The 23643-nt window shown below is 67.9% G+C and carries 20 protein-coding genes; 9 read left to right on the forward strand and 11 right to left on the reverse strand.

What is annotated here, in order from left to right:
- Positions 1-353: 353 nt before the first annotated feature.
- Positions 354-1169 (reverse strand): SDR family NAD(P)-dependent oxidoreductase, encoded by an 816-nt coding sequence (locus ABIR74_RS07195; RefSeq protein ID WP_348176512.1) that lies wholly within the window; start codon positions 1167-1169, stop codon positions 354-356.
- Positions 1170-1219: 50 nt separating this feature from the next.
- Between ABIR74_RS07195 and ABIR74_RS07200 the strand changes: the two genes are divergently transcribed.
- A complete protein-coding gene (locus ABIR74_RS07200) occupies positions 1220-1714 on the forward strand; it encodes a VOC family protein (RefSeq protein ID WP_348176514.1) in 495 nt (164 codons plus the stop codon).
- Positions 1701-3704, forward strand: coding sequence for a dehydrogenase E1 component subunit alpha/beta (locus ABIR74_RS07205; RefSeq protein ID WP_348176517.1), 2004 nt, complete (start codon positions 1701-1703; stop codon positions 3702-3704). Before ABIR74_RS07200 ends, ABIR74_RS07205 begins: the two co-directional genes overlap by 14 nt.
- Before the next feature lie 94 nt (positions 3705-3798).
- Here ABIR74_RS07205 and ABIR74_RS07210 read toward each other — a convergent pair whose 3' ends face one another.
- A complete protein-coding gene (locus ABIR74_RS07210; protein ID WP_348176519.1) occupies positions 3799-4956 on the reverse strand; it encodes an acyl-CoA dehydrogenase family protein in 1158 nt (385 codons plus the stop codon).
- A gap of 127 nt (positions 4957-5083) precedes the next feature.
- Here ABIR74_RS07210 and ccrA point away from each other — a divergent pair, with 127 nt between their 5' ends.
- The 7 genes from ccrA to ABIR74_RS07245 all read left to right on the forward strand — a co-directional run bounded on the left by ccrA (position 5084) and on the right by ABIR74_RS07245 (position 14017).
- Entirely contained in the window at positions 5084-6343 is a 1260-nt protein-coding gene (gene ccrA / locus ABIR74_RS07215) for a crotonyl-CoA carboxylase/reductase (RefSeq protein ID WP_348176522.1), read from the forward strand.
- 26 nt (positions 6344-6369) lie between these two features.
- On the forward strand, positions 6370-7449 hold the full coding sequence (locus tag ABIR74_RS07220) for a zinc-binding dehydrogenase (protein WP_348176525.1): 1080 nt from the start codon (positions 6370-6372) through the stop codon (positions 7447-7449).
- 196 nt (positions 7450-7645) lie between these two features.
- The gene (locus tag ABIR74_RS07225) at positions 7646-8752 is read left to right on the forward strand and encodes an acyl-CoA dehydrogenase family protein (RefSeq protein WP_348176528.1); all 1107 of its coding nucleotides are present in this window, start codon (positions 7646-7648) and stop codon (positions 8750-8752) included.
- 64 nt (positions 8753-8816) lie between these two features.
- Positions 8817-10340, forward strand: a complete 1524-nt coding sequence (locus tag ABIR74_RS07230; protein ID WP_348176531.1) for a glycerol-3-phosphate dehydrogenase/oxidase — start codon at positions 8817-8819, stop codon at positions 10338-10340.
- A 91-nt stretch (positions 10341-10431) separates the two neighbouring features.
- Positions 10432-12690, forward strand: a complete 2259-nt coding sequence (locus ABIR74_RS07235; protein ID WP_348176533.1) for a xanthine dehydrogenase family protein molybdopterin-binding subunit — start codon at positions 10432-10434, stop codon at positions 12688-12690.
- Positions 12687-13556, forward strand: coding sequence for an FAD binding domain-containing protein (locus ABIR74_RS07240; protein WP_348176536.1), 870 nt, complete (start codon positions 12687-12689; stop codon positions 13554-13556). The genes ABIR74_RS07235 and ABIR74_RS07240 overlap by 4 nt, the downstream gene beginning before the upstream one ends.
- Complete coding sequence (locus ABIR74_RS07245) at positions 13553-14017, forward strand: (2Fe-2S)-binding protein (RefSeq protein WP_348176539.1); 465 nt, start codon at positions 13553-13555, stop codon at positions 14015-14017. Before ABIR74_RS07240 ends, ABIR74_RS07245 begins: the two co-directional genes overlap by 4 nt.
- 61 nt (positions 14018-14078) lie before the next feature.
- Here the strand turns inward: ABIR74_RS07245 and betA are convergent, their stop codons facing one another.
- From betA to ABIR74_RS07290, 9 genes are read right to left on the reverse strand one after another with little or no spacing between them, the layout of a single operon-like run.
- Positions 14079-15737 carry a choline dehydrogenase gene (gene betA, locus ABIR74_RS07250; RefSeq protein WP_348176542.1) on the reverse strand — a complete coding sequence of 553 codons (1659 nt, stop codon included), beginning with the start codon at positions 15735-15737 and terminating at the stop codon, positions 14079-14081.
- A gap of 31 nt (positions 15738-15768) precedes the next feature.
- On the reverse strand, positions 15769-16626 hold the full coding sequence (locus ABIR74_RS07255) for a methylenetetrahydrofolate reductase (protein ID WP_348176544.1): 858 nt from the start codon (positions 16624-16626) through the stop codon (positions 15769-15771).
- Positions 16623-18161, reverse strand: a complete 1539-nt coding sequence (locus tag ABIR74_RS07260) for a trimethylamine methyltransferase family protein (RefSeq protein ID WP_348176547.1) — start codon at positions 18159-18161, stop codon at positions 16623-16625. The genes ABIR74_RS07255 and ABIR74_RS07260 overlap by 4 nt, the downstream gene beginning before the upstream one ends.
- Positions 18162-18174: 13 nt before the next feature.
- On the reverse strand, positions 18175-20205 hold the full coding sequence (locus ABIR74_RS07265) for an ASKHA domain-containing protein (protein WP_348176584.1): 2031 nt from the start codon (positions 20203-20205) through the stop codon (positions 18175-18177).
- Positions 20206-20237: 32 nt separating this feature from the next.
- The gene (locus ABIR74_RS07270; protein WP_348176550.1) at positions 20238-21146 is read right to left on the reverse strand and encodes a dihydropteroate synthase; all 909 of its coding nucleotides are present in this window, start codon (positions 21144-21146) and stop codon (positions 20238-20240) included.
- Positions 21143-21445, reverse strand: coding sequence for a virulence factor (locus ABIR74_RS07275; RefSeq protein WP_348176552.1), 303 nt, complete (start codon positions 21443-21445; stop codon positions 21143-21145). Before ABIR74_RS07275 ends, ABIR74_RS07270 begins: the two co-directional genes overlap by 4 nt.
- On the reverse strand, positions 21438-22166 hold the full coding sequence (locus ABIR74_RS07280) for a DUF1638 domain-containing protein (protein ID WP_348176555.1): 729 nt from the start codon (positions 22164-22166) through the stop codon (positions 21438-21440). The genes ABIR74_RS07275 and ABIR74_RS07280 overlap by 8 nt, the downstream gene beginning before the upstream one ends.
- Positions 22163-22861, reverse strand: coding sequence for a B12-binding domain-containing protein (locus ABIR74_RS07285; RefSeq protein WP_348176557.1), 699 nt, complete (start codon positions 22859-22861; stop codon positions 22163-22165). The genes ABIR74_RS07280 and ABIR74_RS07285 overlap by 4 nt, the downstream gene beginning before the upstream one ends.
- On the reverse strand, positions 22858-23628 hold the full coding sequence (locus ABIR74_RS07290) for an IclR family transcriptional regulator (protein ID WP_348176560.1): 771 nt from the start codon (positions 23626-23628) through the stop codon (positions 22858-22860). The genes ABIR74_RS07285 and ABIR74_RS07290 overlap by 4 nt, the downstream gene beginning before the upstream one ends.
- Between the last annotated feature and the right edge of the window lie 15 nt (positions 23629-23643).

Consider the following 23643-nt stretch of genomic DNA (forward strand, 5'->3'; position numbering starts at 1 on the left):
CGACTGCGCGGCGTCAACGCCCGCGTCGTGACACCCGGTGCGGTGCGCGCCGGCGACACGATCAGCAAGCTGTAGAGCCCTCGGGAGCTGCACGAGAGCCCGGAATCACGGCGGCGCTCGCTGCGCATCCGAGAACGAACGCCGGCCCGTTCGCGCGACCGCGAGGCGAGCTGACGAGCAGTCCGGGGCGATGATCGGGATCGGGATCGGGATCGGGCTCAGCGCAACGCCAACCGCCATCGTCAACATCTGCCCGATCGCCTGACCTAACTCGGTGGCTCCTTCTCGCGGGTGTCGTAACGGTACGAGCGGGCGACGCATCCGCTTCGCTCGCGCGAGCGTGTGCGTCGCCCCTACGGGGAGCGCGTCTCGCGACCGGCGAGGAACGACGACCCACCGCTTCCCGAGACGAAGCTCTTCTCCGCCAGCCAACCACCGTCAACGGGAAGAGCGACACCGGTCACGTACGACGCCATGTCGCTCGCGAGGTAGAGAGCTGCCTGCGCGACGTCCCTCGTCTCTCCGTAGCGCGCAAGCGGCACGGAGGTCGCGAGCTCCTGTTCGAAGCTGTCGTCGGAGAAGTACTGCTCGGTCATCGGCGTCCGGATCACGCCGGGGCAGAGCGCGTTGACTCGGATTCCCGCAGGAGCGAGATCCCGGGCAAGGCTCTTCGTGAGGCCGACGACTCCGTGCTTCGCGGCAGAGTACGCCGGACGGTGGGAGAGGCCGATCAACCCGCCAACCGAGGCAAGGTTGACGATCGAGCCGCCGCCGGTCTCCCGCATCTTCCGCGCTACCGCCTGGCAGCAGTAGAACGTGCCGCTGAGGTTGATCGCGATCACGTTTTCCCACTCCTCGGCGGGCATGGTGTAGACGTCGCCGATCTCGCGCACGCCGGCGCAGTTGACGAGAATGTCGATCCGCCCCATAACTCCCGCCACGTGATCGATCGCCTCGTCCACGGCAACGGACGAGCGGACGTCCACCTCCGCGAGTACCGGCTCCCGCGAGCCGGCGGCGACGAGCTCTCGAACGACCGCCTCGCCGGCCTCGTTCGAGCGGTCGAGGACGGCGACCCACGCGCCCTCGGCAGCAAAGCGCAGCGAGATCTCCCGACCGATGCCGCTGCCGGCGCCCGTCACCACCGCTGTCCTCTCCGTCAGGAGCATGTCGTCCTCCCGTTCCGCGTCGACTTCATCTTCTCAGTAGCATCGCGTATGTGGAGACCCCGGAGCGCCAGACACCCTCCTGGGCGATCACCGGCGCGCGCCACGGAGGGATCACGATCTCCAGCATGGAGCGTTCGCTCGAGTTCTACGCAGGGCTCCTCGGGCTCGAGGTCGTTTGGCGAGGCGAGCTTCCCGAGACCGTCGTCGGCCGGATCGTCGGCGTTCCCGAGGCGACCGGGTTCGATGTCGCGTTCCTGCGGATCCCCGGCAGCGAGACCCAGGTCGAGCTCATCGAGTATCGCGGCGTCAGCAAGGAGTCGGGCGCCGGACCCCCGTCCCACCACGGGACAGGCCACTTCTGCGTCTTCGTCCAGAACATCGAGGCCCTCTACGAGGATCTCTCCGCGCAGGGCGTTCGCTTTCGCTCCGACGGCCCGGTCGAGATGACGACCGGGCCGAACAAGGGTGGCAAGAGCCTCTACTCGCTCGACCCCGACGGCTACGTTTTCGAGTTCCACGAGCGCCCTCCCCATGTCGCAGCCTGACGCTCCCCCGCTCGCGGTTCGGCCGCCGGAGCGACCACCTCTCCTCGAGCAGTACCGGCGGATGCTCCTGATCCGCAGCTTCGAGGAGCGCGCCGCGGAGCTGTTCGAGCAGGGTGTGATCTTCGGGACAGCCCACAGCTGCGTCGGTCAGGAGGCGATCGCAGTCGGCGCGGCAGGAGCGATGCGAGAGACGGACTACCTCGTCGGCCACCACCGCTCCCACGGGCACCTGATCGCGGCGGGTGCCGACATGCACCGGATGATGGCCGAGATGTTCGGCAAGCGGACGGGCTACTGCAAGGGGCTCGGCGGCTCGATGCACATCGCCGATCTCTCCCTCGACATCCTCGGTTGCAACGGGATCGTCGGGGCCGGCCTGCCTCACGCCTGCGGCGCGGCGCTGACGGCGACGCTGCGGGGAACCGGACAGGCGACGGTGGCGTACTTCGGGGACGGCGCCGCGGGCCAGGGGGCGGCACACGAGGCGATGAACCTCGCCGCAACCTGGAAGCTGCCCGTTGTCTTCATCTGCGAGAACAACCAGTTCGCTCTCTCGGCCGACTGGCGGACGCAGAGAGCGGTCGAAGACCTTGCAGAGCGCGCGGTCGGGTACGGGATGCCGGGCGAGATCGTCGACGGCAACGATCTGCTCGCCGTCGAGGATGCCGTGGCCCGTGCTCTCGACCTCGCTCGCGCGGGCGGCGGCCCGACGTTCCTCGAAATGAAAACGTTCCGCCGCATGCAGCACTCGATGCGTGCCAACCTCCCCGACGTGCGGGATGTGGCGGTGGTGGACGAGTGGGAGCCGAAGGATCCGCTGCCGCGATTCGCCGCCCACCTCCGCTCGGTGGGCGAGCTCGACGACGAACGCGCAGCGAGCATCGAGCGCGACGTCGCGGCTGAGGTCGAGGCCGCGATCAAGACTGCGCTCGCCGACGAGGACGCGAGCGCCGACGACCTGATCCCGGCCGTCTTCGGTTCACATCGCCGCTACCCGGCGGCACCGGAGCCGGCGGGCCGCGAGCTTGGCTTCGTCGCCGCTATCCGCGAGGCGCTCGACCTCGAGCTCGAGGCCGATCCCGACGTGATCGTGATCGGCGAAGACATCGGCCGCGTCGGCGGGCTGTTCCGGGCCACCGAAGATCTGTACGAGAAGTACGGCGCTGCCCGGATCCGCGACACGCCATTGACCGAGAGCGGGTTTGTCGGTTGCGGTATCGGTGCCGCCCTGACGGGGCTGCGACCCGTCGTCGAGCTCCAGTTCTCCGACTTTGCAGGCGTCGCGTTCGACCAGATCCTGAACCAGGCGGCGAAGCTCCGCTTCATGATGGGCGGCACACCGAAGGTGCCCCTCGTCCTCCGAATGGTCTCGGGCGGCGGGCTGCGCCTCGGCGCCCAGCACTCCCAGAGTCTCGAGGCGCTCTTCGCCCACATCCCGGGACTCGTCGTCGTAATGCCGTCGAACCCCTTCGACGCGAAGGGGCTTCTGGCGGCGGCGATCCAGGACGACAACCCGGTGATCTTCCTCGAGCAGAAGCTCCTCTTCTTCGGGGAGCCGGTTCCCGTCCCGGAGGAGCGGTATGCGATCGAGCTCGGGAAGGCGCGCGTCGTGCGCGCCGGCACCGATGTGACGGTCGTCGCCCTCGGCGCCACGATCCCCCACGCGCTGCGGGTTGCGCGCGATCTCGAATCCGAGGGAATCAGCGTCGAGATCGTCGACCCGAGGACGCTCGTCCCGCTCGACACCGACACGATCGCGGCCTCGGTGGCAAAGACGCACCGCGTCGTCGTCGCGCACGAGGCCGTCCAGTTCGGAGGGTTCGGGGCCGAGATCGCGGCACATATCGCAGAGCACAGCTTCTGGGAGCTCGATGCTCCGGTCGTACGCGTCGGAGCGCCGTCGCACCCGATGCCGTACCAGAAGGATCTGGAGCTCGCGACGCTGCCGGGGCCGGTGGAGCTCACGGCGGCCGTTCGCTCACTGGGGTGAGGCTTCAGCCTCACCCGCATGGCAAGGCGCCAAGGACGGGCGGCTGGCGCTTGTGCTGAACCACGGGTGAGGCTGAAGCCTCACCCTCCACCGTTCAGTCGCGCAGGAGGCTGCGCGAGATGATCAGGCGCTGGATGTCGGATGTGCCTTCCTCGATCTCCTCGAGCTTCGCATCGCGCATCCACTTCTCGACCGGCATCTCCCGCGAGTACCCCCAGCCGCCGAGCGTCTGTACGGCCGCCCACGTGCACCACATCGCCGTCTCGGAGGCAAAGAGCTTTGCCATCGCGGCCTCGCGCGAGATGTCCGCGCCCGCATCGGCGAGCCGCGCGGCACGCCAGACGAGGAGGCGCGACGCGTCGACCCGCAGCGCCATATCGGCGATGCGGAACGAAACGGCCTGGTGTTGCGCGATCGGCTTCCCGAACTGCTCCCGCGACTTCGCGTAGTCGACGGAATACTCGAGCGCAGCGCGAGCGAGGCCCGTTGCGGCAGCCGCGAGCGTGATCCGCGAGAGATCGAACGTCCGCATCAAGCCGCGGAATCCCTGGCCCTCCTCACCGAGCCTCCGGTCGAGCGGAATCTCGCAATCGTCGAGGAACAGCTCGGCGTTGATGATCGCGCGCTGGCCCATCTTCCGGACGGGCGGACCGATCGTGAACCCGGCGTCGCCCTTCTCGAGGACGAACGCCGTGATCCCCTTCGACCGCGACCCCGGCTTCACGGTTGCGAAGACGACGTAGGTGGACGCCGGCCCTGCGCTCGAGATCCAGCTCTTCTGCCCACGGAGTACGTAGCCGTTCTCGGTGCGGGTCGCGGTCGTCTGGATCGCCGCGGCGTCAGAGCCGACGCCCGGCTCGGTGATCGCGAGCGCGCCGAGCGTCGGCGATTCGCCCGTCATCGGCTCGACCCACCGGCGCTTCTGCTCCTCGCCCCCGAGTACGAGGATCGGCTTGGCAGCGAAGCCGTTCGACGTGATCAGGTTGCCGATCCCCGAGCAGCCGAAGCAGAGCTCCTCCTGGACGAGAGCCTGGGTGAAGACGTCCGTCAGCCCACCTCCCCCGAGCTCCTCCGGGAGCATGTACGACGTCAGTCCGAGCGCCGCAGCCTTCGCCCAGACTTCCCACGGCATCTCGGTGTCGGCCTCGTCGACGGCCTGGGAGATCGGCCGGATCTCGCGTGCGGCGAAGTCCCGGCAAAGCGCCTGGATCTCTCGCTGCTCCGGAGTGAGTTCGTCGAGACCGGCGGACACCGCGGGATTCTCGCACACGGATTTCGCGCGCGGGTGGATGAGACGATCGCCAGAGCCCGGGTGGAAGATACGCTCTCGGCCCGAAGCGGCAGTCGAGGTCGCACCCCGAGCACAAGGAGCGCGTTTGATGGCACCCGCAAGTGACGCAGTCCCCGTCGGCACCCTGCCACCTGTCGGCGAGATTCCCTCCCGCATGTTCGCACAGCTCGTGCGCCAGGACCGCTTCGGTGACCCGCGCACCGCATTCCAGGTAGAGGAGGTCGACACGCCCGCTCCGGGGCCTCGCGAGGTGCTCATCGCCGTGATGGCCTCCGGCATCAACTTCAACAACGTCTGGGCGGCCCGCGGCACACCGGTCGACGTGATCGCCCAGCGGCAGCGCGGCGGCGATCCGAACGACTTCCATCTCGGCGGTAGCGACGCGTCGGGGATCGTCTACGCCGTCGGCGAGGGCGTCGAGCGCGTCGCAGTCGGCGACGAGGTCATCGTCCACCCCGGCTGGTGGAAGGACGACGACCCGTGGATCGTCGCGGGCAAGGATCCGATCATCGCTCCCTCCGCACGAATCTGGGGCTACGACCACGACCGCAACTTCGGCTCGTTCGGGCAGTTCGCAGTCGCACAGGAGCACCAGGTGCTGCCCAAGGCGGATCACCTCACGTGGGAGGCTGCCGCAGCGCCAACACTCGTCGGCACGACCGCCCAGCGGATGCTCTTCGGCTGGGCCGGAAACACGGTGATGAAGGACGACGTCGTGCTCGTGTGGGGTGGCTCCGGTGGGCTCGGCACGCAGGCGATCCAGCTCGTCAAGCAGGCCGGCGGGATCGCAGTCGCTGTTGTCTCGAGTGCGGACAAAGGCGAATACTGCGTCGGGCTCGGCGCGGAGGGCTACATCGACCGTACCGAGTTCGACCACTGGGGGATCCCGCCACACTGGACGGACGGGCCCGGTCAGAAGGAATGGACGGGAGCGGCGCGCGCCTTCGGCGGCAAGCTCTGGGAGATCGTCGGCAAGGGCAGGAACCCCGCGATCGTCTTCGAGCACCCCGGAGAGGACACGATCCCGACATCGATCTTCGTCTGCGAGCCGGGCGGGATGGTCGTCGTGTGCGCAGGCACGACCGGGTACTCCGCGATGGTCGACCTCCGGTACCACTGGGTGCGACAGAAGAGGCTTCAGGGCTCGCACGGCACGAACGACGAGCAGGCGATCGCCTACAACGACCTCGTTCGCGCCGGCGCGATCGATCCGTGCCTCGGCCAGGTGAGCGCCTTCGACGAGATCGGTGAAGTTCACGGTCAGATGGCCGAGGGGAAGCTCTCGTTCGGGAACGCGGCGATCCTGATCGGCGCGCCGACGACCGGACTCGGCGTCTCGGACTCGTGACGACGGGGAGGCTCATAAGAGCAGCGGTGCTTCGTGAGCCGGGCCACCCCCTCACGATCGAGGAGCTGGTTCTCGCTCCACCAGGCCCGGGAGAGGTCGAGATCCGCATTGCCGCGAGCGGCATCTGTCATAGCGACGTCTCCTACTTCAACGGCGCCTGGGAGGGTGTCCGCCCCGCGGTTTACGGCCATGAAGGAGCAGGCGTCGTCGCCGCCGTCGGTCCGGGCGTGTCGGAGGTGGCGCCGGGCCAACGCGTTCTCGTCACCCTCGTGCGGGCATGCGGGACGTGCTTCTTCTGCGATCACGAGCAGCCGGCACTGTGCGACGCGAGCTTTCCGCTCGACGCACCGGGGCCACTGACAACGCGGGACGGCGAGCCGGTCGTCCACGGGTTTCGTACGGCCGCGTTCGCCGAACGGGTCGTTGTCCATGAGTCCCAGGTGGTGCCGATTCCCGACGGGCTGCCATACGACTGTGCCTCGCTTCTTGCCTGTGGTGTTCTGACCGGCTTCGGAGCCGTGGCGAAGACGGCACGCGTCGAGGCGGGCGCACACGTCGTCGTCATCGGAGCGGGAGGCGTCGGGCTGAACAGCATCCAGGCGTCTGCGATTGCCGGTGCGGCGTCGACCGTCGCGGTCGATCTCGACGAGTCGAAGCTCGAGGTAGCCCGCCAGTTCGGCGCGACGCAGGCGTTCAGCCCGAACAACGGTGATGTCAGGGACGCCGTCCTCGGCCTCACCGACGGCCGCGGGGCGGACTACGTCTTCGTGACGGTCGGCTCGGTGAGCGCGATGGAGAGCGGCATGGAGCTCCTCCGCAGAGGAGGCGACCTCGTCGTCGTCGGCATGACACCCACCGGCGCGAGTGCCTCGTACGACCCGACGACGCTCGCTCACGACAGCCGCAGCATCGTCGGCAGCAAGATGGGATCGAGCGTCCCGGCGATCGACGTTCCCGCGTTCGCCGTGCTGTACACGCAGGGTCTCCTCAAGCTCGACGAGCTGATCAGCGGCCGCTACCCGCTGGAGCTGATCAACGAGGCAGTCGCGTCGACCGCCAGCGGAGGCGCCCTGCGCAACGTGATCGTCTTCGATATCGACGCATGAGTCGTCCCCGTACTCGTGTCGACTCTGACGGCAATGTCGGGGATCCGCACGCGGCTGAGGCCGATCTCGGCGATCAGGTCCCACGTGGCTCCAGAACTCGACTCTCGGCGGGCTCTCACGCAGCGCCCGCGCACGGACGAGGTAGTCATCCTCTCCGATTTGACTGACACGTCAATTGAATTCCATACTGACCGCCATGTCCGAGTCTGCTGTCGAGCGCGCACGCGCATTCACCCGTGAGGTCGTGCAGCCGTCGGTGTACGCCTGGGAGGCGAGTGCGACCTACCCGCACGACGCCGTCAGGGATTCGGGACTCACCGGCCTCTTCGTGGAACCGGCGGACGGCGGCCTCGGGCTCTCCTTCCCTCAGGCTGTCGACGTGTTCGAGGAGCTCGGCCGCGGAGACGCGGCGCTCGCCTTCTCGATCTCGATGCACAACGCCGTCACGACGGCGATCGCGGGCGTCGGCGACGATGCACTGCGCGAGCGGTGGGTAGGCCCGCTCGTCTCGGGCGAGGAGCTCGGTGGGTTCTATCTGACCGAGCCTCACGCCGGCTCCGACGCGACCGCCATCACGACGCGCGGGACGAGGACCGGAGACACATGGGCCGTCAGCGGCGCGAAGGCCTGGGTCACGCTCGGCGGCGTCGCGAGCGCGCTGCTCGTCGTCGCGAAGACCGAGGAGGAGCCGGGCCACCGCGACGTAGCACTCTTCGTGATCGACGCTGCCGATCCGGGCGTGCGCTTCAGCGAGCCGTATCGCAAGGCCGCCTCCGATTTCCTCCCGATCACGAATCTCGAGCTCGACAACGCGACGGCCCACCTGCTCGTCCCACCGGGCCAGGGCATGACCGCAGCGCTCGGCGCGATCGACGTCGCCCGCTTCGACATCGCCGCTATCTCGAACGGCCTGCACGCCGAGGCGCTCGACATCGCGGTCCGTTACACGAGCGAGCGCTCCGTATTCGGGAAGCCCGTGAACGCGCATCAGGGAATCGCCTGGGCACTCGCCGATGTCGCCACCGAGCTCGAGGCAGCGCGAGGGCTGACCCGGAAGGCGGCAGAGTTGCTCGGCAGGGAGGGAGGGTCCGTCGCAGTCGCGCATGCCAAGCGCTTCGGGCCGGACGCCGCACTTCGCGCCGCGATCCAGTGCAGCGAGACGCTCGGGGCGTACGGGTGGCTGCACGACTATCCGCTCGCGCGATTCATTGCGCTCGCAAAGATGCTCCAGGTCGTTGACGGCTCCGCGGAGATCCAGCGCATCGTGATCGCTCGCGACCTGATGCGTCGTCACTCCGACTGACGCTCGGGACGTCCTTCGGACGCGGTCACGTCGCCCGGGCGCTGTCGCATACGCTGGGCTGCAGATGGTCACGCCCTTGCCGCCACGTGGAGCCCCACTTCGCGCGGCGAGCCTGAGCGAGCTGGTCCGCGCCCGATTCGATCTACTCGTCGTCGGCGGAGGCGTCATCGGCGCGGGGATCGCGAACGAGGCGTCCCGGGCCGGGCTGCGAGTTGCGCTCGTCGACCGGGCTGACTTCGGCGGCGCCACCTCGAGCGCATCGTCGAAGCTGATCCACGGCGGGCTTCGCTACCTCCGACTCGGCGACATCAAGCTCGTGCGCGAGGCACACACGGAGCGACGGGCGCTCCTGCGCGTCGTCGCCCCCCATCTCGTCCGACGGATTCCGTTCCTCTTCCCGATCTACGAAGGAGGCCCGTACAGGCCCGCGACGATTCAGGCCGGGCTGTGGAGCTACTCCACGCTCGCTCTCGAACGACCCCGACGGTTCGTCGGGGTCGAGCAGGCGCGGCTGCAGGTTCCCCCCCTCCGCACGGAAGGCCTGCGCGGCTGCGGCTCCTACGAGGACGCCTGGACGCACGACGGTCGGCTCTGCCTCGCGAATGTGACGGCCGCGGCAAAGGCAGGCGCCACGGTGCTGAGCTATGCCGAGGTGGTGGAGCTTCGACTCGTAGCCGGCAAGGTGCAGGGCGCCGAGCTCCGGGACCGCATCTCCGGGGAGGTCGTCTCAGTCGAGGCGCGCGCCGTCGTCAATGCCACCGGGCCGTGGCTCGACACTCTACGACGACTGGAGGATCCCGGGGTCGAACCGTACGGCCAGTTGTCGAAGGGCGTTCACATCACGCTCCCGCTCGACGAACCATGGTCGGCGGCGCTCACAATTCCGCAGGACAAGGTGCGCGTGACCTTCGCCTATCCGTGGGAGGGGACTCTCCTTCTCGGCACCACGGACACGGGATATGACGGCGACCCGGCGGACGTCACGGCGACCGAGGCGGACATCGCCCTCGTTCTGAGCGAGGCGGGCGTCGCCCTCGACCCGACGATGCTTTCGCGTGAACGTGTGCTCGCGACCTATGCGGGGCTGCGCGTCCTGCCGCGCGGCTACGGCTCCACGGTCGACGCGCGTCGTGAGACCGCGTTCCTCCTCGGGAAAGGCGGGATGCTGACCGTGGCGGGCGGCAAGCTGACGACGTATCGTCGGATCGCGCTCGATGCTCTCGGGCGCCTGGGACTCGGCGCCGTCGATCGGCATCCGGTTCCTCTTCCCGGGGCTACCGATCCGGAGAAGGTCGCCGCCCATCTCGTTGCCCGCTGGTCGCTCGACCACGATGTCGTAGCCAACCTCGCGCACCTCTACGGCTCGCAGGCAGATCGCGTGCTCGCGTCCGCGATGGAGCGTCCCGAGCTGCTCGAGCGGATCCACCCCGACGCGCCCGACGTGGTGGCCCAGGTCGTCTATGCGGCCGACGAGGAGTGGGCGACGAGCGCCGAGGACGTGATCCAGCGCAGAACGACCCTTGCAGCCCGTGGCCTCAGCGGGCATGACGTAGTCGCACGCGTCGACGAGATCCTCGGTCTCGGCTGACGGGTGCGCAACCGAGTGCAGCGCAGATCACGTACGCTCCGGCACTCTCTGATTGGATAGAGGCACACACTCCCACGAAGGAGATCTGACGGTGGCAACGGTCGAGAAACCCCGCGCGTTCATACGTCCCGACGGCAAGGAGAAAGTCACGGGCACGGGCCGCTACACGGCCGACCTCGTGCTCGCAGGAGAGCTCGTGGCGAAGTTCCGCTACGCCGACCACACCCACGCGCGGATCACCCGAATCGACACGACCAGGGCGCGCGCCCTCCCAGGCGTGCTCGCCGTCGTCACGCACGAGGACGTACCGGATGTGCTCTACGGCGGCATGGTTCAGGATCGCCGACTATTCGCGAAGGACACTGTCCGCTTCGAGGGCGACATCGTCGCCGGCGTCGCCGCCACGACCGCTGAGATCGCCGAGCAGGCAGCCGCCTTGATCGAGGTCGACTACGAGCCGCTCCCCGTCGTGACCGACTTCGAAGCCGCGCTCGCCGACGACGCCACGCTCGTCCACCCCACCTGGGAGAGCTACGAAGGCGACGAGGCGCTCGGTCGTCACGAAAACACGCTCGGCTACTCGACGATCGTCAAGGGCGACGCCGATGCGGCGCTCGCGAGCGCCGACGTCGTCGTCAAGGGACGCTACGTCACCGATCCGGTGCAGGGGGTGCCGATCGAGCCGCGCGCGGTGATCGCGCAGTGGCAGGGTGACAAGCTCACGGTGTGGACATCGACCCAGGTGCCCTACGCGGCCCGTGCCGGCGTTGCGACCACCCTGCAGATCCCCGAGTCGAACGTGCGGATCGTCGTGCCGCTGCTCGGCGGCGGTTTCGGCGCCAAGTGCGACTTCCACTTCGAGGGTCATGTCGCGGCGCTCGCGAAGGCGGCCCGCCGCCCGGTGAAGCTCGTCTTCTCGCGGCGCGAGGAGTTCTTCGCCGTCGGGCACAGACGCGAGGGCATGGTGCTCGAGTTCGAGACCGGTGCCCGCGCCGACGGCACGCTCGTCGCCCGCAAGGCGCGGCTCGTCCTCGACAAGGGAGCCTACTGCGGCGAGGGCGGCTTCTTCGCACAGATGGCCGCGATGCACGCGCTCGGGCCGTACGAGCTCGAGAACGTCCACATCGAGTCTTCGCTCGTGTACTCAAACAACCAGCCGTCTTCCTCGATCCGCGCCCCGACGGCACCACAGGTGTGCTGGGCGCTCGAGCAGCACATGGACGAGCTCGCAGTGGCGCTCGGAATGGATCCGGTCGATCTCCGTCGCAAGACGATCGTCGAGACCGGCTCCGTCACCGCAACCGGCCAGGTGCTCGAGAACATCGCGATGAGGGAGACGCTCGAGAAGGCGGTCGAGATGATCGGGTACGGGCAGGAGCTGCCCGAGGACGAGGCCATCGGTGTTGCTGTCGGTTGGTGGCCCTGCTTCGCGTCGAAGAGCGGCGCCTACGTCAAGCTCAACCCGGACGGCAGCGGCACGATCATCACCGGAGCGCAGGAGAACGGCACCGGCTCCGTGATGGCCATGCCCACGTACGTCGCGGCCGAGCTCGGCATGCAGCCGGAGGACTTCTCGATGCTGTACCAGGACACGGACGCGGCGCCCTGGGACATGGGCTCGTGCGGCTCGCAGACGACGTTCAACAGCGGCCGGGCAGTGATCGCCGCGGCGGTCGACCTGCGCGACCAGCTGCTCGACGCAGCGGCGGAGAAGCTCGAGGCGTCGCGTGACGACCTCGAGCTCACGGGCGGATCGATCCTCGTCAAGGGATCACCCGACAAGTCGGTGTCGATCGCGGATCTCGCCGGAGAAGGGACGTTCCACGGTAAGAGCGAGGATGTCGTTCCGGATGGCCCGGAGGCTCCGGCCGAGGGTTGCGTCGGGCGGCTCGGGCTCGAGTCGTTCCACGCGCCTCAGCTGATCGCCCATGCGGTTCGCGTGCGGGTCGACCGGGGGACGGGCGTCGCCCGGGTACTCGAGGTCGCGGCCGCACACGACTGCGGCAAGATCCTGAACAGGATCGGCGCCGACGGCCAGGTCTACGGCGGCGTCGTGATGGGAATCGGCCAGGCTCTCTCGGAGGGCACGCAGCTCGACGCAGAGGGACGCCACCGCAACGCACATCTGACGGACTACAAGCTCGTCACGGCCTCCGACGCGCCGAGGATCGACGTGGCGTGGATCGAGACGGATACGCCCGGCGCCGGCCCGAAGGGCTCGAAGGGCGTCGGGGAGCCACCGTGCGTGCCGACGGCGGGCGCGGTCGCGAATGCGATCGCCAAGGTGATCGGGGCGCGCGTGCACAAGCTGCCGATGACACCCGAGCGGGTCTGGGAGGCGGGAGCATGAGCGTACAGACGTTCACCACGGCCACGAGCGTCGACGATGCTGTCGCGGCCGTCGCAGCGGGTGCCCGTCCAGTGGCGGGCGGCACCGACCTCGTCGTCGGCGCTCGGTCCGGCAAGTCGACGATGCCAGAGAGCGTCGTCGCGATCCACCGCGTTGCCGAACTGCATGGCGTCGAATCTCTCGCCGACGGGGGCCTGCGGCTCGGAGCGCTCGCAAGCCACGCCGAGATTGCGGCGAGCGACGACGTTCGCTCGCGCTTCACCGCGCTCTCCGATGCGAGCGCAATCGTCGGCTCGCACGCAACCCGCGCCCAGGGCACGGTCGGCGGCAACCTGATGAACGCGTCGCCCGCGATGGAGACTGGCGGCCCCCTCGTCTGTCTTGGTGCCACGGTGACGCTCCGCTCTCCGTCCGGTACCCGCTCCGTCGCAGTCGAGGATCTGTGGACAGGGCCGGGCAAGACGTCGGCTGCAGCCGACGAGCTTCTCGTCGGCGTCGAGATTCCGGCGCCCCCAGCAGGAACGGGCAGCGCGTACCTCCGGCTCGAGTACCGCCGCCAGATGGAGATCGCCGTCGTGGGCGCGTCTGCGGCGGTGACCGTTGCCGACGGTCTCGTCACGGACGCGCGGGTCGCGATGACCGCGCTCTCCGCGACGATCAGGCGCATCCCCGAGGCAGAGGCGGCACTGATCGGGAGCGACGGGGGCAGCGCAGCGATCGAGAGCGCGGGCGCAGCAGTGGCCGCTGCCTCAACTCCGATCTCCGACGTTCGGGGATCGGCCGACTACCGGCGCGCTATGGCGGCAGTGATCGCCCGGCGCGCGATCGATCAAGCGCTTTCACGCGCACGAGGGGAGAACGCATGAAGGTCGCAACCACACTCAACGTGAACGGAGTCTCCTACCCGGTCGATCTCGATCCAGGCACGAACCTGCTCGCTGCCGTTCGTGACGTCGTCGGTCTGACAGGCTCGAAGGAGGGTTGCGACGACTCGGAGTGCGGCGCTTGCATGATGCTCCTCGACGGCCAGCCCGTGAACGCGTGCTCCTACCTCGCCCTCCAGGCCGAGGGCAGCGAGATCACGACAGTCGAGGGACTCGCCGACGGCGACACACTTGCCCCGCTGCAAACGGCGTTCCTCGATCTCGGCGGCGTCCAGTGCGGCTTCTGCACGCCGGGGATGCTCGTCTCCGCGACGGCGTTGCTCGAGGCGAACCCGAGGCCGACGGAGGACGAGGTACGGATCGGGCTGTCGGGCAACCTCTGCCGTTGCACCGGTTACGACGGCATCGTCAAGGCGGTGCTGAGCGTGGCGGGCAGCTCGTAAGGGTGGTGTCAGGCCTTGCATTGCGACATTCCGTCGATGCGTGATTGCAAGACCTGACCTTCTATCCCCCGGCGGCCGGATCGTGCCGGTAGAACGGCGTCCGCTCCGGCTCGAGCGGTGTGTTGCCGAGGATCAGGTCGGCGGCCTTCTCGGCCACCATCATCACCGGCGCATAGATGTTCCCGTTCGTCACGTAGGGGAAGACCGATGCATCGACGATGCGTAGGCCTTCGAGGCCGCGAACACGCATCGACTCTGGGTCGAGGACGGACATCTCGTCGACGCCCATCCGACACGTGCAAGACGGATGCAAGGCGGTCTCGGCATCGTGTGCCACCCACGCGATGATCTCCTCGTCGGTCTCGACCGAAGGGCCTGGTGAGATCTCGCCTGCGTTGAACGGCTCGAAGGCCGGCTGGGTGAGGATCTCTCGCGCCGTGCGGATCGCCTGGAGCCACTCACGCCTGTCCTGCTCGGTGGAGAGGTAGTTGAAGCGCAACGCAGGGTGCGCGCGCGAATCCTTCGAGATGATCTTCACGGAGCCGCGCGCGTCCGAGTACATCGGGCCGACGTGCACCTGGTAGCCATGATCGGCCGCAGGCGAGGAGCCGTCGTAGCGGATCGCGACCGGCAGAAAGTGGTACATCAGGTTCGGGTAGGCAACTTCGTCGTCCCCACGGATGAATCCGCCCGCCTCGAAGTGATTCGTCGCCCCGGGGCCGGTGCGGAAGAACAGCCACTTGAAACCGACCCACGGGCGGTTGCGCCACTTCATGGCGGGCGCCACCGAGACCGGTTGCTTCGAGGCGTACTGGATGTAGACCTCGAGGTGATCCTGGAGGTGTTCGCCCACGCCCGGAAGGTCGTGCACGACGCCGACGCCTAGCGCCTCGAGTTCCGTGGCGTTGCCCACACCCGAGAGCTGGAGCAGCTGGGGCGAGTTGATCGCGCCGCCGCAAAGGATCACCTCGCGCGCGTCGATTTGCTTCGGGCCAGTTCGGCCTGCAACTTCAACCCCCACTGCACGCGTGCCGTCGAACAGCACCCGGTTGACGAAGGTGTTGCAGCGCACCTCGAGGTTCGGGCGGTTCATCACGGGATGGAGATACGCGCGGGCCGCGCTCAGGCGCCGACCGCGATGGATGTTGCGATCGAACGCCGCGAAGCCCTCCTGCTTGTAGCCGTTGACGTCGTCGGTGAGCGGATAGCCCGCCTCCTGCACCGCCTCGAAGAACGCCCGGAAGAGAGGGCTCGTGGCCGGGCCTCGCTCGAGCACGAGCGGCCCCTCCCCGCCCCGGAACTCGTCCGCACCCGCCAGGCAGTTCTCCATCCGCTTGAAGTACGGCAAGCAGTGCGCGTAGTCCCACCTGCCCATACCGGCGTCGCCCGCCCAGCGCTCGTAGTCGAGAGGGTTGCCACGTTGAAAGATCATCCCGTTGATGCTCGAGGAGCCCCCGAGCACCTTGCCGCGAGCGTGATACACCTTGCGGCCGTTCATGTGCGGCTCCGGCTCCGACTCGTACTTCCAGTCATAGAGCTTGTTGCCGATCGGGGTCGCGAGACCGGCGGGCATGTGGATGAAGACATCCCATTTGTAGTCCGAGCGTCCGGCCTCGAGCACGAGGACGCGCGTCGAGGGATCGGCGCTGAGCCGGTTCGCGAGCGCGCAACCCGCCGATCCGCCGCCGACGATCACGAAGTCGTAGGTGTTGTCCGTCATCGGATGAGTTTGTGTTGATTCGACACAATGCTCAGGAGCCTGCGAGCTTGTTCTGTCGCCAGGCCTCCGTGTCAGCGAGATCGTTGAACGTGAAGATATGGAAGCCAGCGATCTTCTGCTCGGGGTCGGCGATAACGGGTGCGAGACCCCTGATCAGCCTGTCGGGACTGAACCCGCCGGGCCGGAAGAATCGGGTGACGAAGTCGTGATGCTTGCGGAGGTACCGCATCGATTCACCGATCCCGATTCGCGACGAGACACGGAGGAGCTTCGCGCGAGGGACGACGCCGGGGATGCCGATGAGAATTGGCAGCTTCGTGCCGCGCGCCCAGACATTGTTCACCCACGCGACGGTCACCCTCGAGTCGAAGCAGATCTGACTCGCGATGTACGTGGCGTAGCGCGACTTCTCGAACATCGCGGCGATCGTGGTCTCGTCGTCGATCAACGGATGGCTCTCCGGGTACCCCGTGATGCCGATCTGCTCGAAGGGGTGGTCGACTTCCTGCAGTTCCTGGAGCAGCTGGGCTGCACCCTCGAAGGCACCCGCCGGCTGATCGGCATCGCCTGCAACGACGAAGATGTCCTTCACCCCCATCTCGTCGAATCGTGCGACGAGCTCAGTGAGATGGGAGCGGTCGGCGACGAGCCGCGCCGACAGGTGCGGCACGACCGGGTAGCCGTGCGCCGAGAACTTCTCGGCCAGCTCGAGGCTCGGAGCGAGACCCTTGATCGGCGATGCGGTAACCGTGAGGGTGACGTCGCGGGGAACGTGCTCGAGCACCTGCTCCTCGGCTCCCGCGAGCGGTATCACCTCGTAGCGCGAGCGGGCAACAAGCTCGGCGATCGTCGCGGGCCTTCCTATCGATGTCGAGACGGTCGCTATCACGCGAACGAGTCCGGGAAGGAGGCCTTCTTGCGCTCGATGAACTCGATCAGCTCCGCGTCGATCGCGTCGTCGATCGGCGGCGCCTCGTACTCCGCGAGCATCTTCTTCCACGTCGCGTTGGCACGAACGTTCGCATCCTTCGCGCCTTCGAGATCCCACTGCTCGAAGCTGCCGTTGTCGGCGTTCGACGAGCGCCAGAACGCGCCCTCGAAGTTCTCGAGGGTGTGCGGGTGACCGAGGAAGTGCGTCCCCGGCTCGTTCGTCAGCAGCGCGTCGATCGCCTGGCCGTTGCGCGTCATGTCCACGCCCTTCGCGAAGGAGTGCCACGCCGCTGCCTGATCGACATCGAGGATAAACTTCTCGTACCCCATCGCGAGGCCCCCTTCGAGCCACCCCGCGGTATGCAGAACGAAATTGACTCCACCGAGCATCGTCGGCTGCATGGTGTTCGCCGACTCGTAGGCAGCCTGCGCGTCGGCGATCTTCGATGCCGTCAAGCCACCTCCCGAACGGAACGGGATCCCGAGCCGTCGCGCGAGCGCGGCCATCACGTAGAGAATCAGTGCCGGCTCGGGAGTGCCGAACGTCGGCGCGCCAGACTGCATCGACATGGACGACGCAAACGAGCCGAGGATCACCGGCGCACCCGGCCGCACGAGCTGGCAGAACGCCATCCCGGCGAGCGCCTCGGCGAGTGTCTGCGTTGCCGCACCCACGACCGTGGCGGGGCTCATCGCCCCCGCGAGGATGAACGGTGTGATCAGGACACCCTGATTTGCCTCGGCGTACGCCTTCGCGGCTCCGAGCATCGTCGAGTCCCAGACCATCGGCGAGTTGGCGTTCGCGAGCGAAACGATCGCCGTGTTCTCCTCGAGGAAGTCGCCACCGAAGAGGATCCGCGCCATCGCGACCGTGTCCTCGGCCCGGCTCGGGTGGGTGACGGAGCCCATGAAGGCCTTGTCGGAGTAGCGCATGTGCGCGTAGACCATGTCGTAGTGCCGTTTGTTGACGGCGATGTCGACGGGCTCGCAGACGGTACCTCCCGAGTGGTGGAGGAACGGCGTCATGTAGGTGAGCTTTACGAAGTTCCGGAAGTCCTCGATCGTCCCGTAGCGGCGACCGTTGTCGAGGTCGCGCACGAATGGTGAGCCATAGGCGGGCGCGAGCACGGTATTCATGCCGCCGATCTCGACGTTGTTCGCCGGATTGCGGGCAACCTGCGTGAACTGCGCCGGCGCGCTCGAGACGAGGTGACGGGCAAGGCCTCGGGGGAAGCGGACGCGCTCGCCGTCGATGTCGGCACCGGCGTCCCTGAACAGAACGAGCGCCTCCGGGGTGTCACGAAACTCGATCCCGACCTGCTCGAGCACCGTGTCTGCGTTGTCCTCGATCAGCGCCAGGTGCTCCTCGGACAGCACCTCGAAGGGTTTCATCGTTCGTGTGATGTAGGGAACGCTGACGGCGTTCGTGATCGCACGCGCGGCCTGTCTCGCGGCGCGGCCGCCGCTACGGCGACCTCCGGCGGTCTCGGTCATGTCAGCTTCTCCATCATGAAAGGCTCCTCTGGGTCGAATCAGGACGGGTACGGCGGCGCGTGCGACCGTCGGTTGCATCGGCGACGCGTCGCGGTGGGAGGGTGACGACGGTACGAAGTCGCTCGTATGGGTCGGTGTCGTGGGGAATCGCCATGGCACCGACGAAGAGCTCCTGGAAGCGTGGCTCGACGGCGGTCTCGATCTTCTCGACGCGGCGAACGACCTCCTCGATCTCGGCGCGCGCGGTGGAGTCGAGAAGGGCGATTCGCGCGCCCGTGCCGGCGGCGTTGCCGGCCGAGGTCACCCCGGACGGATCGCAATCGGGAATCAGCCCGAGGACGAGCGCGTAAACCGGGTCGATGTGGCTCCCGAAAGCACCCGCGAGACGGATGCGATCGACGCGCGCGATCCCGTACCGCTCGAGCAGGAGCATGCACCCCGCGTGGAGCGCGGCCTTCGCAAGCTGGATCTGCCGGATGTCGTTCTGGGTAATCCTGAGCTCGGGCTCGCCGTCGGAGATCACGTAGGAGAACGTCCGACCGTCGGGGACGATTCTCGGAGAGCGTGCTGCGAGCGCGCCGTCGATCGTGCCGTCCGTGGTGAGAATGCCCGCGAGGTGGAGCTCGGCAACCGCCTCGATGATCCCCGAGCCGCAGACGCCGGTGACGTGTGTGCCGACAAACGCCGGGTCGTCCGACCAGACCTCGCTCCCGATCACGCGATAGCGAGGCTCGAGCGTGTCCGGGTCGATGCGTACCCTCTCGATCGCGCCTGGCGCGGCGCGCTGGCCGCAGCTAATCTGGGCGCCCTCGAAGGCGGGACCTGTCGGGCTCGACGCTGCGAGGAGCTGATCGCGGTTGCCGAGCACGATCTCCGCGTTAGTCCCGACGTCGACGATCAGGTTGACCTCCTCGCCCAGGTACGGGCCCTCGGAGAGGATCACGCCGGCCGTGTCGGCGCCGACATGTCCGGCGATGCACGGGAGCACGTACGCGCGCGCACCCGGATGTACGGGGAGGCCGAGGTCGACGGCAGGGCAGCGCACAGCCTCGTCGATCGCGAGCGCGAAGGGAGCTCCGCCGAGCTCTGTCGGGTCGAGGCCGAGGAGGAGGTGGTGCATGATCGGGTTGCCGACGAGGGTGATCTCGAGGATGTCGTCGCGCGAGACGCCGGCGTCGTTCGCGAGCTCCGCGGTGAGCTTCGCGAGGCAGCCGCGCACCGTGCGGGTGAGCTCCTTCTCGGAGCCGGGATTCATCATCACGTAGGAGACACGACTCATCAGGTCCTCGCCGAAGCGGATCTGCGGGTTCATCTCGCCTGCGGAGGCGAGCACGTCACCACTCGTGAGGTCGCAGAGATGGCCCGCTACCGTCGTGGAGCCGATGTCGAAGGCGATCCCGAGCATCGTCTCGTGGAGGCCCGGCCAGACGCCGGTGATCGTCGAGCCGTCGTGAACCGCGACAGTGACCCCCCAGTTGCCACGGCGCAGGGTCTTCTGCAGGACGGGCAGGACGTGTGCGTCGCACATGAGGCCTATCAGTTCCCACTCACGCTCGAGCGCCGCGCGCAGGCGTCCGAGGTCGCTCGTCGGGGAGGCGAGATCCGGCTCCTCGACCTCGACGTAGTGGAGACGAACGACGGGGTTGACCTCGATCGGGTGCGCGTCTGCCTCCTTGCGCACGACCTGGCGGTGCACCTGGCTCTCCGGTGGCACGTCTATCACGAGCTCACCGACAACGCGGGCGGTGCAGCCGAGGCGCCGCCCCGGCAAGAGCCCGCGGTCGGCTGCGTAGGCCTGCTCGACGTCGCTGATCGGCGTCAGGTGGGAGGCCTCGGAGACGATCGCGTGTTTCGCGTGCTCGCCTTCACTCACCTCGATCTGGCAGCGGCCGCAGATGCCCCGACCACCGCAGACCGAGTCGATGTCGACACCGAGTCGCCGGGCCGCCTCGAGCACGGTCGTGCCGTCCTCGAACCGGCCACGCCGCCCCGAGGGCGTGAACACGACGAGATGGTCGGTGGTGGTGTCCGGCCTCAGCCGGATGCCAGGGTTCCCGCCGGGGTCTCCGCTGTAGCTCACGCCGACGCTGTCCTCCGCCTGCCCTCGCGGCCGCCGCGGCGACCCGCCTGAGCCGCTTCGCCCGACTCGCTGTTGCGGGCGATCCAGTCCGCGCAATTGCCGTCGTTGCCGTTCATCACGTCGGCCGCCCAGATCGCGAAGCGCACCTCGTCGTGCAGCGGGCTCGTGATCGCTGACGTCAGACCGGACGCGATCGCCATCGGCAAGAATGCGGCGTTCAAGGCAGGCCGATTCGGCAGCCCGAACGACACGTTCGACGCCCCGCACGTCGAGTTGACGCCGAGCTCCTCCTTCAGTCGCCGCACGAGCTGGAAGACCTGACGCCCGGCAGTCCCCATTGCGCCGATCGGCATCACCAGCGGGTCGACGACGATGTCTTCCTTCGGGATCCCGTAGTCGGCCGCGCGCGAGACGATCTTCCGTGCCACCTCGAACCGCACGTCGGGATCCTCCGAGATGCCGGTCTCGTCGTTCGAGATCGCAACAACTGCAGCGCCGTACTTCGCGACGAGCGGCAGAACGCGCTCCATCTGCTCATCCTCACCGGTGACAGAGTTGACGAGCGCCTTGCCCCGGTAGACCGAGAGCCCTGCCTCGAGCGCCTCGACGATCGACGAGTCGATCGACAGCGGCACGTCCGTGATCGACTGCACGAGCTCGATCGTGTGGCGCAGGATCGCGGGCTCGTCGGCCAGCGGAATGCCCGCGTTGACGTCGAGCATCTGTGCGCCCGCCTCGACCTGGGCGATCGCGTCGGCGATCACCGTCTCGAAGTTGCCCGCCTTCATCTCCTCCGCGAGCTTCTTGCGACCCGTCGGATTGATGCGCTCGCCGATGATCACGAAGGGGCGGTCGAACCCGATCACGACCTCCTTCGTCGCCGACGAAAGAACTGTCTCAGTCACGCTCGCTCCTCTTCTCCGCTCGCGCGAGCAAGCCGCTCGAGTCGTTCGTCGGTGTATTCGGACTCGAGCTGAGCGGCCACGACCGCCACCTCGGATTCGACATCGTCTCCACAGGGCCGCGACTCGCGCCGCCACTCCTCCAGGTACGCGTCCGTGCCGATCAGCCCGGCGCGCATCGCTGCAGCGTCGATCGCTTCCTGGAACCGCTCCGAGAGTTGAATGCGAGCAGCACCGCGGCCCTTGCCGACCGTCACCTGCGCAGGGATGTCGCGCCACGAGATCACCGTCAGCTCAGGCACTCTGCTGCTCCGGCGTCGCGCCGCCGCGTGTGAGGTCGGAGCGTGTCACACGCTTTGGCGCGACGCCGACACCCACGTTCACGAACTGGACGAGCGACGGCTGCAACTCTCCGTATCCGGTCCTGCGCTCCTCGTAGGCGAGCCCGAGCAGCTCCGCCGCAGCCATGGCCCGCTCGCGCAGATTCGGATTGTTCGTCTGCGCAAGGTAGATCAGGCGCTTGTAGTTGCCGAACATCATCTCGATCAGCTCGGGATTCGTGTCGAATCGGTAGGGCCTCACGATGAGCGCGTCGAAGTGGCGCGCGAGAAAGTCGGTCAGATAGTACGTGCCGGGCTCCTCCTCCTGCATCGTGTCCCAGGCGGCGTTGCCGGCAAGGAAGCCGTAGCAGTGAGCACCCGGCAGCCGCTCGACGCGATGCCGGTCGAGAACGAGGTCGAGCGCCCCCGCGGTGCCACAGTCGGCGTAGGCGACGAACACCCGGTCGTAGCGTCCCTTCAACTCGGCCAGCTTCGCGTCGACCGCTCCGGCGATCTTCTCGGGCGTCGAGTGGAGCTTGGCCGGCAGACACTTCACGTCCACATGCGTCCAGCCGTTGAGGGAGATCACGGCGAGAACCTCGCGCGCGATCGCCCCGCAGGCGAGGATCAGGACGTCGGGATGCTCGGCCGCCCCGAATGCGACCTCGGCCTCGACGAGATCCGGTGCTGCCGCGTCGCTCAATTCAGCTTCGCTGCGGCGCGGCGTGCGAGAACGAGCGCCTGGGCGGTCTCCGCAGCGACGGCTGCGTCGCGGCAGTACGCGTCGGCGCCGATCGCGGCACCGAACTCCTCGTTCAACGGAGCGCCGCCGACAAGCACGATGTAATCGTCGCGCAGGCCCTTCTCCTTGAGCGTGTCGATGACCACCTTCATGTACGGCATCGTCGTCGTCAGGAGGGCGGAAAGGCCGAGGATCTCGGGCTGGTGCTCCTCGAGCGCCTCGAGGTACTGCTCGACAGGCGTGTTGATCCCCAGGTCGATCACCTCGAAGCCGGCACCCTCGAGCATCATCGCGACGAGGTTCTTCCCGATGTCGTGGATGTCGCCCTTGACGGTGCCGATCACGACCTTGCCGATCCGCTCGACACCGGTCTCTGCAAGAAGCGGCCGGAGAATCGTCATCCCGGCCTTCATCGCGTTCGCGGCGAGCAGGACCTCTGGCACGAAGAGGATCCCGTCGCGGAAGTCGATTCCGACGATCCGCATGCCGCCGACGAGGGCGTCGTTCAGCACTCTGTCCGGCGCCCAGCCGCGACCGAGCAGGATGTTCGTTCCCTCCGCGATCTCGGGCGCCAGGCCGTCGTAGAGATCGTCATGCATCTGGGCCACGAGATCCTCGTCGGACAGGGCGTTGAGATCGATCTCTTCGTCGCTCATGCAGCACCTCGTTTCAGGTCGTCGTAGCCGATACGGATTGACACGGCAGAGGCTTCATCGCGAACGAGGCGGCCCAGCTCGTCGAGCAGCCCCGCGTGGAGTCGTACGGTTGGCCCCGAGACGCTGAGCGCAGCGACCACCGTGCCGCCGGCGTCGTGCACCGGGGCGGCGACGGCCCAGAGGCCAGGCTCGAGTTCGTCGACGGCGGTCGCGTAGCCGCGCACGCGGGTGCGTTCGAGGTCGTGTCGCAGATCGTCAGGGTCGGTGATCGTGCCCGGCGCGAGAGCCTCGAGCGGCACGTCCGGAACCGGCAGTGCGCCGAAGGCGAGGAAGACCTTGCCGATCACGGAGCCGTGATGGGGCACGCGCTGCCCGACCCAGTTGGTCGAGCCGAGGATGTGGCGGCTGTCCCGCTGGTCGAGCATCTCGACGGCGGTCGACGTCGCGACACCGAGGTTCGCCGTTTCGCCACTTGCCCGTGCGAGGCGCTCGAGCGCGCCGCCTGCGATCTCGACGAGATCGATCCCGGACGTCTCCTTGCGGGCGTAGCGCAGCAACACCGGGCCGGGCTCGATGGCCCCCCGATCCGGGTCGCGCTGGACGAGCCCCTGTCGCTCGAGCGCTCCGACGAGACGCGACGTCGTGCTCTTCGGGAGCCCGGCGAGCTGGGCCAACTCACCGATCGTGGGGGCCGCGTCCTGCTCGACGACGTGCACGAGCAGCTGCGCTCCGCGCTCCATCGACTGGGTTCCGGTTTGCACGGTCACGAGGCATCCACTTCT

This window comes from Gaiella sp., assembly GCF_039915195.1.
GTDB lineage: Bacteria > Actinomycetota > Thermoleophilia > Gaiellales > Gaiellaceae > Gaiella.

Coding starts and splice junctions, on each gene's coding strand:
- ABIR74_RS07195 (WP_348176512.1), bottom strand. CDS start 1,169: ATGCTCCTGACGGAGAGGACAGCGGTGGTGACGGGCGCCGGCAGCGGC.
- ABIR74_RS07205 (WP_348176517.1), top strand. CDS start 1,701: ATGTCGCAGCCTGACGCTCCCCCGCTCGCGGTTCGGCCGCCGGAGCGA.
- ccrA (WP_348176522.1), top strand. CDS start 5,084: ATGGCACCCGCAAGTGACGCAGTCCCCGTCGGCACCCTGCCACCTGTC.
- ABIR74_RS07225 (WP_348176528.1), top strand. CDS start 7,646: ATGTCCGAGTCTGCTGTCGAGCGCGCACGCGCATTCACCCGTGAGGTC.
- ABIR74_RS07230 (WP_348176531.1), top strand. CDS start 8,817: ATGGTCACGCCCTTGCCGCCACGTGGAGCCCCACTTCGCGCGGCGAGC.
- ABIR74_RS07240 (WP_348176536.1), top strand. CDS start 12,687: ATGAGCGTACAGACGTTCACCACGGCCACGAGCGTCGACGATGCTGTC.
- ABIR74_RS07245 (WP_348176539.1), top strand. CDS start 13,553: ATGAAGGTCGCAACCACACTCAACGTGAACGGAGTCTCCTACCCGGTC.
- betA (WP_348176542.1), bottom strand. CDS start 15,737: ATGACGGACAACACCTACGACTTCGTGATCGTCGGCGGCGGATCGGCG.
- ABIR74_RS07260 (WP_348176547.1), bottom strand. CDS start 18,161: ATGACCGAGACCGCCGGAGGTCGCCGTAGCGGCGGCCGCGCCGCGAGA.
- ABIR74_RS07285 (WP_348176557.1), bottom strand. CDS start 22,861: ATGAGCGACGAAGAGATCGATCTCAACGCCCTGTCCGACGAGGATCTC.